The sequence below is a fragment of the Pseudomonas sp. AK106 genome (assembly GCF_053903055.1).
This window is the reverse complement of the sequence record NZ_CP096426.1, coordinates 1,664,362-1,680,483: the sequence shown is the minus strand read 5'-3', so window position 1 is coordinate 1,680,483 and position 16,122 is coordinate 1,664,362. Positions and strand designations below refer to the sequence as shown.

13 protein-coding genes are annotated in these 16,122 nt (G+C 60.5%); 6 read left to right on the top strand and 7 right to left on the bottom strand.

The window, feature by feature from the left end; translation table 11 throughout:
• Positions 1-42: 42 nt before the first annotated feature.
• Positions 43-2,259 (bottom strand): DNA internalization-related competence protein ComEC/Rec2, encoded by a 2,217-nt coding sequence (locus tag M1E04_RS07685; protein WP_456292700.1) that lies wholly within the window; start codon positions 2,257-2,259, stop codon positions 43-45.
• Between the two features lie 152 nt (positions 2,260-2,411).
• Between M1E04_RS07685 and M1E04_RS07680 the strand changes: the two genes are divergently transcribed.
• Positions 2,412-2,927 carry a DUF2062 domain-containing protein gene (locus M1E04_RS07680; RefSeq protein ID WP_456292699.1) on the top strand — a complete coding sequence of 172 codons (516 nt, stop codon included), beginning with the start codon at positions 2,412-2,414 and terminating at the stop codon, positions 2,925-2,927.
• A gap of 94 nt (positions 2,928-3,021) precedes the next feature.
• On the opposite strand, the gene M1E04_RS07675 is transcribed toward M1E04_RS07680, so the two are convergent.
• The 3 genes from M1E04_RS07675 to M1E04_RS07665 all read right to left on the bottom strand — a co-directional run bounded on the left by M1E04_RS07675 (position 3,022) and on the right by M1E04_RS07665 (position 5,583).
• A complete protein-coding gene (locus tag M1E04_RS07675; protein ID WP_065993104.1) occupies positions 3,022-3,801 on the bottom strand; it encodes an ABC transporter permease in 780 nt (259 codons plus the stop codon).
• The gene (locus M1E04_RS07670) at positions 3,798-4,730 is read right to left on the bottom strand and encodes an ABC transporter ATP-binding protein (RefSeq protein ID WP_065993102.1); all 933 of its coding nucleotides are present in this window, start codon (positions 4,728-4,730) and stop codon (positions 3,798-3,800) included. Before M1E04_RS07670 ends, M1E04_RS07675 begins: the two co-directional genes overlap by 4 nt.
• Before the next feature lie 229 nt (positions 4,731-4,959).
• Positions 4,960-5,583 (bottom strand): glutathione S-transferase family protein, encoded by a 624-nt coding sequence (locus M1E04_RS07665; RefSeq protein ID WP_456292698.1) that lies wholly within the window; start codon positions 5,581-5,583, stop codon positions 4,960-4,962.
• 213 nt (positions 5,584-5,796) lie between these two features.
• Between M1E04_RS07665 and M1E04_RS07660 the strand changes: the two genes are divergently transcribed.
• From M1E04_RS07660 to M1E04_RS07645, 4 genes are all read left to right on the top strand, one after another.
• Positions 5,797-8,241 (top strand): acyl-CoA dehydrogenase, encoded by a 2,445-nt coding sequence (locus tag M1E04_RS07660; protein ID WP_456292697.1) that lies wholly within the window; start codon positions 5,797-5,799, stop codon positions 8,239-8,241.
• 199 nt (positions 8,242-8,440) lie between these two features.
• On the top strand, positions 8,441-8,644 hold the full coding sequence (locus tag M1E04_RS07655) for a helix-turn-helix domain-containing protein (protein ID WP_074888180.1): 204 nt from the start codon (positions 8,441-8,443) through the stop codon (positions 8,642-8,644).
• A 64-nt stretch (positions 8,645-8,708) separates the two neighbouring features.
• Complete coding sequence (locus M1E04_RS07650) at positions 8,709-9,119, top strand: PA2817 family protein (RefSeq protein WP_456292696.1); 411 nt, start codon at positions 8,709-8,711, stop codon at positions 9,117-9,119.
• Between the two features lie 765 nt (positions 9,120-9,884).
• A complete protein-coding gene (locus tag M1E04_RS07645) occupies positions 9,885-10,973 on the top strand; it encodes an LLM class flavin-dependent oxidoreductase (RefSeq protein WP_456292695.1) in 1,089 nt (362 codons plus the stop codon).
• A 115-nt stretch (positions 10,974-11,088) separates the two neighbouring features.
• Here the strand turns inward: M1E04_RS07645 and M1E04_RS07640 are convergent, their stop codons facing one another.
• The 3 genes from M1E04_RS07640 to M1E04_RS07630 all read right to left on the bottom strand — a co-directional run bounded on the left by M1E04_RS07640 (position 11,089) and on the right by M1E04_RS07630 (position 15,091).
• Complete coding sequence (locus M1E04_RS07640) at positions 11,089-12,546, bottom strand: M10 family metallopeptidase C-terminal domain-containing protein (RefSeq protein WP_456292694.1); 1,458 nt, start codon at positions 12,544-12,546, stop codon at positions 11,089-11,091.
• A 274-nt stretch (positions 12,547-12,820) separates the two neighbouring features.
• A complete protein-coding gene (locus tag M1E04_RS07635) occupies positions 12,821-13,819 on the bottom strand; it encodes an NAD(P)H-quinone oxidoreductase (RefSeq protein WP_456292693.1) in 999 nt (332 codons plus the stop codon).
• Between the two features lie 96 nt (positions 13,820-13,915).
• Positions 13,916-15,091: a saccharopine dehydrogenase family protein gene (locus M1E04_RS07630; protein ID WP_456292692.1), complete on the bottom strand. Its 1,176-nt coding sequence runs from the start codon at positions 15,089-15,091 to the stop codon at positions 13,916-13,918.
• A gap of 110 nt (positions 15,092-15,201) precedes the next feature.
• Between M1E04_RS07630 and M1E04_RS07625 the strand changes: the two genes are divergently transcribed.
• A complete protein-coding gene (locus tag M1E04_RS07625) occupies positions 15,202-16,101 on the top strand; it encodes a LysR family transcriptional regulator (RefSeq protein WP_456293160.1) in 900 nt (299 codons plus the stop codon).
• Positions 16,102-16,122 lie beyond the last annotated feature (21 nt).

Genomic DNA, 16,122 nt, shown 5'->3' with positions numbered 1-16,122 from the left:
CGTCAGCGCCTCGCCGAACGTGTCGATGAATAACCCTCCCTTTCAGTCACGCCAGAAGCGTCGTGTCCTGCGTTCAGCCCGGGCGTCTTCGTAGGCGCCCAGTTGCAAGGTGATGGCACCCAGCACGGCACTGTCGTGAACCTCCATGGCGGACCACGCGTAACGCGACATCACCAGCGGATGGGGATGACCGAACGCATTATTGCGGCCTCGGGAAATCAGCACACCGCGTGCACCCACCGCGCGCAGAAACGCCCGTGACGAAGAACTGCGGCTGCCGTGGTGAGGGGACTGAAGCCAGTGGGCGCTGACGTCGAAGCCGTCGTCGAGCATCGCGCGTTCTGCCGCCACGTCGATATCTCCGGTGAGCAACAGCCGCTCGCCATTGGCCTCGACGCTCAGCACGCAGGAGGCCTGGTTGCCTTCGGCGGCTTGCTCCCATATCCAGGTGGAGAAAATGACTTCATCCCACGCCCATGTTTCCCCGTTACGACAGGACTCGGCCGACAACTCGGCAGGCATGCGCCCTACGTCACCCGTCAGCACACGTGCAACCGGCAGGCCGTTGCGAACGGCGGCAGCACCACCGGCATGGTCGGAATCGGCATGACTGAGCAGCAGCGTATCAAGCTGTCTGATTCCGGCGCGCCGAATGGCCGGCAATACCACGCGCTCGCCGATATCGAAATCACCGAAGCGCGGCCCCGCGTCATACAGCAATGCGTGGTCGCGGGTACGCAGTAGAATGGCGAGGCCCTGCCCCACGTCCAGCTGCAGCACGTCGACTTGCCCGACGGGCACGGTTTTCTGCGGCGGGAAGAGGCACAGCAACAGCAGGGGCCAGCCCAACGGGCGCATCGGCAGGCCTTTGGGCAGCAACAGCAGCAAAGCGCCGAGCAGGCTCAGCGGCCAGACCCACATCGGCACCTGCGGACCTGTCCAGGCGGGAGCGAGACCGGCCATGAACGTCAGCCAGCGAAACAGCCCGTCCATTGCGCCGCCTGCCAGCCACAGCAGGCTTTCCCCCAGTGGCGGAATCGCCAGCAGCAGCGTACCGAGCAACGCCAGGGGCAAAATCAGCACGCTCACCCACGGCACCGCGAGCAGATTGACGACCGGGCCGCTCACGCTCACCGGCAGGCTCAGCGCCAGCAGCACCGGCAACAGGCCCAACGCGATCAGCCATTGTGCGCGGGTCCAGCTCTGCAACCAGCTCCACCGCCCGAGTCGCCCGCTGAAAATCAGCATCAAGATACCCACTGCCAGAAACGACAGCCAAAAGCCGGGGCGTAGCGTGATGAGCGGCTCGGCGATCAGCACCAGATTCAGCGCCAGCAACAGCGGCCACGTGGTGCCCAGATGACGGAAGCGCAGACGCCACAGCAGCACCAGACCCAGCATGATGACGGCCCGCTGGGCCGGCACTTCAAAGCCTGCCAGCACGCCGTACGCCAGCGCCCCCGCGAACGCCGCGATGCACGCCGAGGGCAGCCAGGGCAGAAACGGCGGCCATACGCCCCATCGAGCCAGTCCTGCGACGAGGCCGTAAAGCAAACCGGCGAGTAAGCCGATGTGCGTCCCGGAAATGACCAATAGGTGAACGGTGCCGGTGTCCTGCAGGACCTGCCAGTCGGCGGCGCTCAGTCCGGAATCGTCGCCCAACACCAGGGCGGCCAACCCGCCCTGTCGGCCCTGGGCATCCACACTGAGCAGGCGCTGGCGAATCCCGTCGCGCCAGTTGTCCCGCGCCGGCTCAAGCAGCTGGCCGTCCACCACGGTGCCGGTGGCGCCAATACGCTGGGCCAGCAGCCACGCCTGGTAATCAAACGCGCCGGGATTGACCAGCCCGCCCGGCCGCTTGAGTTTGACGGCCAGACGCCAGCGCTCGCCGCTGCTGATCGGCGGACCGCCGTACCAGCCAACGCGGATCTGCTCCGGCAGCCGCGCGCGCCGTGAAACCGGATCCTCCAGCTGAAACCGCACCACGCCGTCGAGGGTCTGGGGCAGGCCGACGACGCGTCCTTCCAGCCAAAGTGTCTGCCCGTCGAGGCGCTCGGCCAGCCGATCGTCCAGCGCGGACGAGGCCGACACACAGGCCCACGTCAGGCCGAACAGGTAAAACGCCAGGGGGTAGGTGCGAAACGGCAGCAGCATCAGCGCGACCACGGGCATCAGCAGCAGCAACCAGACCGGCGGTAATGCGGGCAAAAAACGCAACGTCAGCAATCCGAGTGCAAGCGCGAGCATCCCTGTGCGCATGGGCTTTCCTTGTCTGCGGGCGAAATCGACTTCCATGGCTTAGCTGATGCCCCGGCCCTCGCGTTTATTAATTGTCACAAAGTCTGAATTTGCGTTTGCGACTATCCGTGCATACTTCCCCGAATTTCCCGCCCACCTCGCCGGATTCCCGTATGCCACGCCACCTGATCAAGCGGTACATGCCCGATCCGAACAGCATCCGGGAACACAAATCCTTACGCTTTCTTGGCGCTCTTCTGCACGACCCCAACCTCTGGCACCTCAATCGACACTCCGTGGCGCGCGCAATGGGGATCGGGATGTTCGCCGCCTTGATGCCGATGCCGTTGCAGATGCTGCTGGCCGCTGTGCTGGCGATCTGGGTGCGTGCCAACATGCCGATCGCTGTCAGTCTCTGCTGGCTGACCAACCCGCTGACGATGCCGCCGGTGTTCTATTGCACCTATAAAATCGGCGCGCTGTTGATGGGCTTGCCGCCGCGGCATTTCCCGGACGAACTGAGTTGGGACTGGATCAGCGGACAGCTGTCGACCTTGTGGCAGCCGTTTTTGCTGGGATCGGTAGTGGCAGGGATTGTGCTGGGCGTGGCGGGGTATTTCGGGACGATGGCGTATTGGCGCTGGTGGGTCGGACGGCAGTGGCGGCGTCGCAAGGCTAAACGCCGATAGCAAGGACACAACAAAACATCTGGGAGTGAGCTTGCTCCCACATTGGAACTCACCATGTGGGAGTGAAATGCCCACTCCCACAGTATGCGGCGAGTTACTGACGCATCCCGCGTCCGCTCACCAGCAGCCGCGCGCAGCCCAGGTACAGCACGATGGTCGCGACGACCATGAACGCCAGGGCGATGCTGATCTTGATGTCCGACACACCGAGAATGCCGAAGCGGAAGGCGTTGACCATGTGCAGCACCGGGTTGGCCAGCGACACGGTCTGCCAGAACGGCGGCAGCAGGTTGATCGAGTAGAACACCCCGCCCAGATAGGTCAACGGCGTCAGCACAAAAGTCGGGATGATGGAAATATCATCGAAATTGCGCGCAAACACGGCGTTGATGAAGCCCAGCAGCGAGAAGATCGTCGCGGTCAGCAGCACCACAATGATCGTGATGCCCAGGTGGTGCACCTGCAGATCGGTGAAGAACATCGACAGCATGGTGACGATCACCCCCACCGCCAGCCCGCGCAGCACGCCGCCGATGGTGTAACCGATCAGGATGGTGTGGGGCGACACCGGCGAAACCATCAACTCTTCAACCGAACGTTGGAACTTGGCGCCGAAGAAGCTCGAGACCACATTGCCGTAGGAGTTGGTGATCACCGACATCATGATCAGCCCGGGCACGATGTACTGCATGTAGGTGAAGCCACCCATGTCGCCGATCTGCCGGCCGATCAGGTTGCCGAAGATCACGAAGTACAGAACCATGGTGATCGCCGGCGGCAGCAGGGTCTGCGGCCAGATCCGCATGAAGCGCCGGACCTCACGATAAACGATGGTGTTCAGGGCGATCAGGTTGGGGCGCAGCTCCGAGCTCATATCGCCACCTTCGCCAGATTCTTCTCGACCAGACCCACGAACAGCTCCTCAAGGCGATTGGTTTTATTGCGCAGGCTCAACACCTGAATGTTCTGCAGCGACAGCTGGCTAAACAGCGACGTGATGCCGATGGTCTTGTCGACCTGCACCTCAAGTGTCTGGTTATCCACCCGCTTCACCGGGTAGCCATTGAGCTGAGGCGCGGCCTGCAGCGGGTCGCGAAGGTCCAGCAGGAAGGTCTCGACGTGCAGCTTGTTGAGCAGCGTCTTCATGCTGGTGTTTTCGATGATCGTGCCGTGGTCGATGATGCCGATGTTGCGGCACAGCTGCTCAGCCTCCTCCAGGTAATGCGTAGTGAGGATGATGGTGATGCCCTTCTCGTTCAGCTCGGTGAGGAAAGTCCACATCGAACGGCGCAGCTCGATATCAACGCCCGCAGTAGGCTCGTCGAGGATCAACAGACGCGGCTCGTGGATCAACGCGCGAGCGATCATCAGACGGCGCTTCATGCCGCCGGACAACGAACGTGACGGCGAGTCGCGCTTGTCCCACAAACCCAGCTGGGTCAGGTACTGCTCGGCGCGTTCCTTGGCGATCTTCGGCGGAATGCCGTAGTAGCCCGCCTGGGTCACGACAATGTCGAAGGTCTTCTCGAACTGATTAAAATTGAATTCCTGCGGCACCACGCCGATCGAGCGCTTGAGCTGCGCCGGGTTGCGATCAAGGTCGTGGCCGAAGATGTTCACGGTGCCGCTGGTTTTGTTGACCAGCGTCGACATGATCCCGATGGTGGTGGATTTGCCGGCGCCATTGGGGCCGAGCAATGCGAAGAAATCACCCTCGGCGACGTCCAGATCAATGCCCTTGAGGGCCTGGAAACCGTTGCCGTAGGTCTTGGTTAGCTGCCGGATGGACAGAGCTGAACTCATGACTGAACACACACCAATAAAATGAAAAGGAAGATAAACGAATACGAACGTGCAGTTGCCGGGCCGATAGGGCCGATCACAGGGGGCGCTGACATTGACGGCGCCGCGCAGCTGGAATGTCAGGCGCAACACATCACTTCAAATGCAGTGGCCGCAATGTTGCGTCCCGATGCCGCCCAAGTACAGCGACATCGATTGATAGTCAGTATTAACTCGACACGGGCTGAACTCAGGTCAGCGCGGTCATGACGGCCTTTCGATACGCCGGACGCTGTTGCAAACGTTCGTACCAGGCTTTGAGGTGGGGCAGCTCGCGACGTTCAATCGGCATTTCGAACCAGGGATAAGCGAAGCAGCCGAGGGGGATGTCGCCCACGCCGAATTCATCGCCCGAAAGATACGGCTGATGCGCCAGGGCTGCATCAACGATGACCAGCAGGCGCTCGACTTCGGCTTTAGCCGCATTGATCTGCGTCCAGTCCTGCTGCTCGGCGGGGGTACGCAGTACGCCCCAGAAGACCGGACGGAAAGGACCGGCCAGCGTCGAGGTGGTCCAGTCCATCCATTTCTCAGCCTGGGCACGTAGCTTGGGGTTGCCGGGATACAGAGACGAGTCAGGCGCGTATTGCGCCGCCAGATAGCGAACGATGGTGTTGGATTCCCACAGCACGAACTCGCCGTCTTCGATCATCGGCACCACGCCGTTGGGGTTCTTCGCCAGGTACTCGGGCTGATCGTTGATACCGAAAGCGCCGCCGGCATTCAGCGACTCGTAATCGAGCCCCAGTTCCTCGGCGATCCACAATGCCTTGCGCACATTGGACGAGTTCTTGCGGCCCCAGATCTTCAACATGTTGTCATTCTCCGTGTGGTCAACGAGCGATGAGTGGCGTTTGCGGCGGGCCACAGTCTACTCCGGGATGCGGGTGTTCAAGCCACAACTTCCTGCGCATCGGCCAGCCCCCGAACTCCCTTGGTAGCACGGGGTCACTATCGATGCGCGGGCCAGAGCGGTCGACTGCGCAGCCGGTTGCGCTTATCGCGCCGTCATCATGGAGGGCTGTTTATGTTGTTGCTGTGGATCGTAGTATTGGTGGTTGGCGTGGCTTGGCTGGCACATCGCAGGGTTGCACCCTTCCCGGCCCTGGGCATCGTCGCGGTGTACCTGCTGGCAATGGGCGCGTTCAGCCATGCCCATGGCTGGATGGTCATTCCATGGGTGTTGTGGCTGGGCGTCGCGTTGCTGCTGGCGTTGCCGGGCCTGCGCCGCAAGCACTTCAGTGCGCCGATGTTCTCGTGGTTTCAGAAAGTGCTGCCGCCGATGTCCGCCACCGAACGCGACGCCATCGACGCCGGCACGGTGTGGTGGGATGGCGAGCTGTTCAGCGGCCGTCCGGACTGGAACACGCTGCTCAGCTATCCAAAGAGCAAACTGACCGACGAAGAGCAGGCCTTCCTTGACGGCCCGACCGAAGAACTCTGTGCCATGGTCAGCGACTGGGAAATCGGTCAGGCCATGGACCTGCCGCCGCAAGCCTGGGCGCATATAAAAGAACATGGCTTCTTCGCGCTGATCATTCCCAAGGAATACGGCGGCAAAGGCTTCTCGGCCTACGCCCACTCGCAAGTGGCGATGAAGCTGGCGACCCGCAGCGGCGATCTGGCCTCCACCGTGATGGTGCCCAATTCACTGGGCCCGGCAGAGCTCCTGCTGCATTACGGCACCGACGAGCAGCGGAATCACTACTTGCCACGCCTGGCCCGAGGCGACGAGATCCCGTGCTTCGCCCTGACCGGACCGCTGGCCGGCTCCGACGCAGGGGCGATGCCCGACACCGGGATCATCTGCAAGGGCCAGTGGGAAGGTGAGGAAGTCATCGGCCTGCGCCTGAACTGGGAAAAGCGCTACATCACCCTGGGCCCTGTCGCCACCCTGCTCGGCCTCGCCTTCAAGGCCTACGACCCTGAGCATCTGCTCGGTGACGAAACAGACCTGGGCATCAGCCTGGCGCTGATTCCAACCGACACCGCCGGTGTGGAAATCGGTCGTCGTCATGTGCCACTGGGCGCGGCGTTCATGAATGGCCCGAACTCGGGCAAGGATGTGTTCATTCCGCTGGAGTACCTGATCGGCGGCCAGGCCATGCTCGGCAAAGGCTGGATGATGCTGATGAATTGCCTGTCGGTCGGGCGTTCGATTTCTCTGCCTGCAGTCGGTACCGGCGCTGCGAAGTTCACCAGCCTGGTCACCGGCCAGTACACCCAGGTGCGCGAGCAGTTCAACGTACCGTTGGCAGCGTTCGAAGGGATTCAGGAATCCCTCGCGCGCATCGGCGGCAACGCCTGGCTGATGGACAGCGCGCGCATCCTGACTGCCAACGCGGTGGACCTGGGCGAGAAGCCTTCGGTGCTGTCGGCGATCCTCAAATACCACCTGACCGAGCGCGGCCGTGAGTGCATCACTCACGCGATGGATGTGCACGGCGGCAAGGGCATCATCATGGGCCCGAACAATTACCTGGGTCGCTCGTGGCAAGGCGCGCCGATCTTCATCACCGTGGAAGGCGCGAACATTCTGTCGCGCAACTTGATGATCTTTGGTCAGGGCGCCATTCGTTGCCATCCGTTCGTGCTGAAGGAAATGGCCCTCGCCGGTCGTCAGGATCATGACCGGGCGGTGGTGGAATTCGACGGCCTGCTGATGCAACACATTGGTTTCGCCGTGCGTAACGCGGCCAGTACGCTGGTGTTGAACCTGGGCCTTGGGCATTTCGAAAGCGTGCCGGGCGACCGGCTGAGTCAAGGTTATTTCCGCGCGCTGAACCGTCAGGCGGCGGCGTTCGCGATGCTGGCTGATCTGAGCATGATGCTGCTGGGCGGCGAGCTGAAACGCCGCGAGCGTCTGTCGGCGCGGCTGGGCGATGTGCTGAGCCACATGTACCTGGCGTCCGCCGCCCTCAAGCGTTACCACGATCTGGATTACCCTGAAGCGCTGGCGCCGCTGTTTTGCTGGTCCATGGAAGAAGCGCTGGGTGAGTCGGAGCGCGCGCTGGATGAGCTGCTGAGCAATTTCCCGAACCGCATTCTCGGTGGATTGCTGCGAGTGATCGTGTTCCCGTTCGGCCGTCGTCACAAAGGGCCTTCAGACAGGCTCGATGCCCAGGTCGCGGAAATCCTTGGCCGCGCCAAAGGCGATCCGGCGTTGGAATCAGTGCTTGCCGGTTGCTATCGCCCGACTGACGCAGAAGATCCGGTCGGCGCATTGCAGCACGCCAGCGACTTGCTCGGCGGCGCCAAGGCTATCCGCAGCAAACTGCATCACGCGGTGAAAAGCGGTCAGGTCAAGCCTGCGGGTGGTGAGCATCTGATCGATGCAGCCCTGAGCGCAGGTGTGTTGCAGGCGGCGGAAGCGGAAACGTTGCGCGCGGCAGAAACGGCGCGACGCAAGGTGATTGATGTGGATGATTTCGACAAGGAAGAGCTGGTCGCCACCGAAGGCAAAACACGCTAACCACGGCGTACCCTGTAGGCGTGAGCTTGCTCGCGATCGCGGCGTGTCAGCAACATACCGTTGGCTGACGCGCCGTCTTTCCCAGGCAAGCGAATCGCTTCCTGCAAATCGCAGCCCGCGACTTACGTCTACATACACCGCTCCGGCGAATTGTCCTACACTCCTTGGTAACAACAAGAAAAACCCAAGGGGACGCACCATGATTGACCAACGCCTGACCCATCGCTGCCTGCTCTCTGAAATTGCCTCGGGGGAAGATCTTTCCAGCGGTAAGCCGACACAAACCTTGCAAACCCTCCTGATGATGGGCTTCGTCACCCGTCTGCCAAGTCCCGACCGCACGTTTGCCCACCTGGCCCTCACTGAGGCAGGCCATCGGTATCTGGCCGGGTTGTGGCATTGAGATAGCCGCAGGCGGCGGGGGGATCTATACTCCCGCGCCTGTTTTTGTCTCTGAGGGCTTCATCATGGCCGACGCCAATCTCGACCACATCATGAATCAGCTGTTGCATTTGCGCGGCATCCTGGTCGCGCTGGGAGAGGCCGAGCAGGTCCCCGAGGAAAGTCATGCGCTGTTTCTGGAGCGTTACGATGAGTTGCTGACGCTGTTGCCGGCTGATCCGATCGAGAGTCAGTATCTGGGGCAGGATTTGTTGTGTCAGGTGATTCAGCGTTATCCGCAGATTGCTCATTTGGTGCCGCGGGATTTGTTGTGGTTTTTCGCCGGCGATTGTCTGCATTTCATGCCGAACGATGAGATTGATTTGTATACGGCGCTGGAGGAGCGTCGGTTTGAGGCGATGGAGAACGAGGAGCCGTTCGACTGGAATCAGGAGAAGCAGTTGTTGGCGATGTCGCAGTCTGAGTCCAAGCATTGATCTGATCTAGCATTGAGCATTGAGGGGACTGAAGCATTGAGGGGACTGATTTATTTACAGCGCTTCACCGTAAATTAATCTGTCCCCGGCCGTCATGCGGCGTGGCTTATGACGCCAAGATCAAAGGCGTCGGCCTAACGGCCTCTGTTTCGCCTTCGGCGAGTTACTTTTAAAAAGCACTAAAAGTAACCAAAAGTGCCTGCTCTCGGTTTGGCCCCTCGTTCCTCGGGGTTCCCTCACTCCGACGACGCTCCGTGGGCCCGCGCCGAACGGACATCCATGTCCTGACGGCGCTCTCGCCGCATCCATGCGGCTCGACCCACTGCGCATCGTCTGCGTTCGGCCTGCACCCAAGTCGCATTCTGCGGTGTCTGGGATATTTGTGTATGAAGATCAAAGCGTGGAGCAGATCAACGGCTTCCCGGCTAAAGCCGGTCCTAAAGAGAGCGTCGCCGGTCCTACTGACTACGGTCATTTTGTAGGACCGGCTTTAGCCGGGAAGAGGCCAGTGCGGGTGCCGCAAATTGATCGTTCCCACGCTCTGCGTGGGAATGCATCCCTTGACGCTCTGCGTCACTCTGAACCGGCAGCGATACTTCCACTTTATAAAAGATTCCCTGATCTTATCTTTCCGCTAAATGCATATTTTTTATAATTAGCTTAGCGCCAAATCGAATTTCACAGACCCTCCGCTTCCCCCTATGTTGCTGACTTGCTCCCGCGTGTCCTCTCGCGTCGGTTGGCCCATCAGTGCAAGGAGTTGTCATGAGCGTCGAGTTCATCGGTTATATCGCTACCCAGCCCGGATCGGAAATTCATCCCCGCAGCGGGCCGGCCGTTCAGCCTGAGTATGTGGAGAAAGTCGCCCGAGCCCACGAAGAGGCGGGGTTTGATCGGGCACTGGTCGCCTACCATTCCAACAGCCCGGACAGTGCGTTCGTGGCGTCTTATGCGGCGAATGTTACGCGTACGTTGAAATTTCTCGTGGCCCATCGTCCGGGCTTTATTTCCCCCACCGTCGCCGCTCGGCAATTCGCTACGCTGGATGTGTTCACTGGCGGTCGTATTGCGGTGCACATCATTACCGGCGGGGACGATCAGGAGCTGCGCGCTGACGGTAGTTTCATTGGCAAGGATGAGCGTTACGCCCGCACGGACGAGTACCTCGGCGTGGTGCGCCAGGAATGGACGGCCGACAAGCCGTTCGATCATCAGGGTGATTACTACCGGTTCGAGGGCGCTCATTCGTTGGTCAAGTCGCCGCAGCAGCCTCACATTCCGCTGTATTTCGGGGGTGCCTCTCAGGCTGCGCTGGAAGTCGCCGGTAAGCATGCCGATGTCTATGCCCTGTGGGGCGAGACCTACGAGCAAGTAAGAGACCTCGTCAAGCAAGTGCGGGCCGAAGCCGCAAAACACGGCCGGACAGTACGTTTCAGTTTGTCGTTACGGCCGATTCTGGCGGAGACGGAGGAAAAGGCCTGGGCGCGTGCGGACGATATTCTTGAGCGGGCGAAGGCGCTGGCCCAGGCGTCCGGATTCGAGCGACATGACCCGCCGAATGAAGGCTCGCGGCGTTTGCTGGAAGCAGCGGCCCAAGGTGCGCGTCTGGACAAACGCTTGTGGACCGGCATTGCCGGACTGCTCGGCGCGAAAGGCAACTCCACCTCGTTGGTGGGTACCGCAGAGCAAGTGGCCGAGGCGCTGCTGGATTATTACGACCTGGGGATCACGACGTTCCTGATTCGAGGTTTTGATCCGCTGGAAGATGCGGTCGATTACGGCAAAAAGCTGATCCCGCTGACGCGCGAACTGGTCGCCCGGCGCGAGCAGGAGAAGAACGAAAAGGTCGCGTGAACGGCGGCCGTGGCTCTCGATTCCCGCTAACGCCCCGCGTATTCAGCAGGCCCCGGTCTGCTGAATACGCGCCGGATAAGACGCCGCCCTATTGAACTGTCGTTGGGCAAACAGGTTACATAGGCGCAGGCTCGGCTGGATTGATGCCGACAATAGAAATCAGCGGTTCGTCCAGATAAAGGCCGTCATAGAGGACCGGAACGCTTGTGTGGTTGCCGCTCAGTGCAATCTGGAAGAAACGCCCGTCTGCATCGGCTTCAAAGGAGCGCAGGTAGGTCCTGTCCTGGTCTTCGTTGTAGTCGAGCTTCAAGGTGCCATTTCGTCCATCGCCCGTGCGGTCGAACCCCAGATCGAGAATGAACAGACGGTCTCCGCTTTCAAAGTCGGTGATAAGGTCCGAATGACTGACGTCCGCCGTGCGATAGCTGTCGGTCATGCGGTAATAAACGAAGTCATCAAGGCCGCTGCCACCGGTGAGTGTGTCCTTGCCCATGCCACCGGCCATGACGTCGTTACCAGCGCCCCCGTTTATGATGTCGTTGCCCTGAAAACCCACCATCTGATCATCGCCCACGCCGCCGGCCAAGACGTCATTGCCGCCGGTGCCGAGCACATCCATGTTATCGCGGGTCATCGTATTGACGATCTTGGGCCCGCTGGTGTTGCCGAAATCCACCGTGTCGCGATTCAGGTCCGCCCTGAGATTGCCGCTGAACAGGATTTCAAACTGATTGCCGTCAGCATCGGCTTCCAGCGACTTCAAGGCTGTCTGCGTACCTGCGCCATTGACCACAACCTTCAGAGTGCCATTGAAGCCATTGCCCAGGCCGCTGAACCCCAGGCTGGACAGATCCACGAGATCGCCCTCAGCTGCATTGAAATCAGTGACCAGATCCCGACCGGCAGTGTGCGCAGAACCTGTCGAAGTGCGGATGCTGTCGGACACGGAACTGAATACGAAGTCGTCGGCGCCGGTGCCGCCAGTCAGGGTATCGCCGCCGCCCCCGCCCACCAGACGATCATCGCCGGCCAGGCCAGACAAGGTATCGCGCCCCTCGTAGCCCATCAGGGTTTCTGCGCCAGCCGAGGTGCCGACAACGCTGTCGCCCGAATCGCTGCCGGCAATCAGGCGCTGGAAGTTGGCGTTGGTCAGGGTGTAATCGCCACTCAGGAGGAGTTCGAACCGGTTGCCGCTTTCATCGACATCGTAGCTTCTGAGGATCGTCCGATAATAGCCGTCATCTGTATTGCTGATGATCTGCACGGTTCCGTGTGTGCCGTCGCCAATGCCGGAAATGCCCAGCGCGGTCAGGTCCAGGCGATCGGCCTTATCGAAATAATCGATGTAATCGACATGCGAGCCGCTACTGTCGCTGATGGACGCATAGCGCAGTACGGCGTTTCCATAGGCGTAGAAACTGTCCGAACCAGCCCCGCCGATCAGTACGCTGTCACCTCGACCCTCGATGTAATCGTCGCCAGCACCGCCGTAGATAACATTGAGATCGAAGGAACTGAAAAATTCATCCTTACCCGCGGTGCCGTACCAGAAAACCTTTTGTTGATCTGCCATTGAAATGCTCCCTGAGCTGCCGCCAGAGTGGGCGGCAACAGCTGTGATAGGCAAAAGGGCAGTTGGTTCGCGGGCCAGCAGTGGCCAGTATCGACTTCCCGTGAGCAAAGGCTCTGCAGGCCTTCATAAGCTGCTTGAGCCCAGCGCAGTCGGCTCTTCATGGAGCTTGATGCGTACAGAGAAGCCGGTCGCTCCAAGCCAACCATGGCACCTCAAACAAAAAATGAACAACGCCCGGCGGGGCAGTCAATGACACGCACCGGGCGATTCACGTTCACACCACCTTCAGCACGATTTTGCCGACATGGTCACCCTGTTCCATTCGCTGATGCGCTTGTGCTGCGTCGGCGAGAGGAAAAATCCGGTCAATGATAGGCAGGCACTCGCCTTGCTTGATCAACGGCCAGACATTGGTATGTACGGCGCGAGCAATCTCGGCTTTTTCCTCCGCGCTACGCGAACGCATCATCGACCCTGTCACCGAGCCTTGCTTTTCCATCAACGCCAACAGATTGAAGTCCTTGACGGAGCTGCCGCCCAGAAAACCGATGACGACCAGTCGACCACGTCGTGCAAGTGACGCCACGTTGTTCTCGAAATAGCTCCCGCCCATGATGTCGAGAATCACGTCTACGCCCTTGTCCTGGGTTTGCCGGGCGATCTCATGAGCGAAGTCCACCTCGCGGTAATTGATCGCTTCGCCACCCAGTGCGCGGATCCGGTCGCACTTTTCCTGGCTGCCGGCCGTTGCAAAAGCCTTGATCCCCAAGGCCTTGCACAGCATGAGCGCAGTAGTGCCGATGCCGCTGGTGCCGCCATGGATCAACACGGTGCCGCCCTTTCGGGCCTGGCCCAGTTCGAACAGATTGGCCCATACGGTGAAGAATGTTTCCGGAATGGCGGCGGCCTGAATCATGTCCACGCCGTCCGGGACAGGTAGTGATTGGGTCGCTGCCACAACGCAGTATTCGGCATAACCACCGCCATTGGTCAGCGCACATACCTTGTCGCCCAGCTTGAAGTCGGCCACCTTTGCGCCAACCGCGACGACCTCACCGGCCACTTCCAGCCCGGGCACAGGCGTCATGCCGGGTTTCATCGGGTATTTGCCCGAACGCTGTATGACATCAGGACGATTGATGCCGGCGGCGTGAACCCGGATCAGCAACTCGTGATCACCCGGCGTTGGCACATCGGCCTGCATTATCTTCAATACTTCGGGGCCACCGGGTTCGGTGATCTCGATGTAGTTCATGCGGTTTGGCACATTCATGGGACACCTTTTGTTGACTAGGCTAATTGTTGAGAGAGCTAAAGACTCTGAAAGCTGAACGTCAAAGACATTCAGCCTTTTTAGCGGCCCATCGAATCAACCCTCGACGGTAAACCTCAGTCCGGCTTTCTCCGTCAGGCGCTTGAGCAGCGCTTCATTCAGCGCCGCCGCGGGCGTCCAGCAACCGCCTGGGGTCTCCTCACGTGTCACATCGAACGCCAGCGCCATCGCTGACTCGGCCAACATCTTGGATGTCGACAGGTAGCCAGGATCCTCATCGCAACTCACGGATGCCTTGAGCATCTGACCGTTTTCCAGTTCAGCGATGAACAGCACGTCATAAAAGCCCGCCTCAAGCTCCTTCTGTGTCGGCCCTTGCCCCGGTTGAGGATGACCGCCTTCATTAAAGGAGAAACCCGCCAGACCAGGCTCATCGTCGTCGCTCGGCTGCGCACTGAGCATCAGCATTTCGTCGTACTGAAAGGACGTGCCCCACAGGTGCCCTTCCAGCAAGTTCGTGCGATGCACCGCCTTGGAATTGATACCCGACATGATGAAAGGCCCGACCCAGGTCTGCGCCAGTTCATCCCGGTAGGGGGTCTGATCATCAGGTTGCTCGACGCCTATGAATCCTGGTGTGTAGGCAAATGGATCGGCCACCAGTTCACCGAGAGCAGGATCCTGCGCCGCCGCTGCAACCACAGCGTCGACACTCAGGAACGTGCCACCCGACAGCACGCCTTGCATCTTGCGCACCCGCCCCCTGATCCGAGGTGCGTAGCGAGCGAACTTCTTCATGACCTGCTGCTGGGTGAACCATACGCCGAGGTCGAACGGCACCGAATCGAAGCCACAGGAGAACACCAGTCGCGCGCCCGAGGCCTGGGCTTGGGCCTGATGGCTGCCGATCATCCGGGCAATCCAGGGGATCTCCCCGGAGAGGTCAACGTAGTCCGTCCCCGACTCGGCGCAGGCGGCCACCAGGTCAGAGCCATAGACCGAAAACGGCCCTGCGGTGGTAATCACCAACCGGGTCGTGGCGACCATGTCGCGCACGGACGCGCGGTCCCGGGCATCGGCCACGATCAGCGGCAGCGCTGCGGCGTTTGCCCAACTGTCCCGAATGGCTTCCAGCTTGCTCAAGCTGCGACCGGCAATTGCCCACTTAACAGGGCCGTCAACGCCGTATTGAGCGAAGAGGTATTCAGCGACCAGCCGACCGGTGTAACCCGTGGCGCCGAAAATGATCACATCGAATGTTTGTTTACTCATGGAAAAGATGATTCCTGAAAGCGCCGCGAAGCGAAGGCGACACTCTAGCCATCCTTCCTACAAATGATTAGATGGTATGGTTGGAATAGACCTATAACCGCAGAGCATTAATTGTGCGCGACACCGTAACCGATCTGGTGGCCCTCCTGCGGGTCGCCCGTGAAGGCAGTTTTACCAAAGCGGCGGCGCAGCTTGGCGTTTCCCAACCTGCGCTGAGCCGCACCATTACCAAACTGGAATCGCGCCTGGGCGTGCAACTCCTGACACGCAGTACCCGCAGCGTCGCGCCGACCGAAGCCGGGGCGCGCTTGATCGACCGCATCGGACCGCATTTTGACGGGATCGAGTCAGGGCTGAACGAGCTGAGCGAACTCAGCGGCACGCCGGCCGGCAGTCTGCGCATCACCTCTCTGGAGCACGCAACCCATCTGGTGCTTGCACCGGCTGCGCTGCAATTGATGACCGACTATCCAGGCATCAAGGTTGAGATCAACGACAGCTACGCCTTGGTGGACATCGTCGCCGAGCGCTTCGATGCCGGTATCCGCCTGGGCGCACAGCTGGCTCAGGACATGATCAGCCTGCCCATCGGCGGGGATTTTCGCATGGCCTTGGTGGCCGCCCCCGCCTATCTGGAACACCGCGCTAAACCACTGACGCCACAGGACCTGACCGAGCACGCCTGTATCAACCTGCGCCAGCCCACCTCGGGAGGATTGTGGGCTTGGCCTTTCGCCAAAAACGGGAGAGAAATCAAAGTACGCGCCGACGGGCATCTGGTGAGTAACAATATCTGCCTCATGCGTGATTTTGTCAGGGCGGGTGCCGGACTGGGCTACTTCCCGGAGCACCTGGTTGAGCAGGATCTGGCACAAGGTCGCCTGGTGCGGTTGCTGGAGGACTGGACTGAGACCGTCACCGGGTATCACCTCTACTACCCAAGCCGGCGCCAACACAAACCGGCTTTTCGTTTGCTTCTGGAAGCCCTGCGGGATCGGGCGGACCGCTGACTGTCTCCTTCAGGCCGAAAC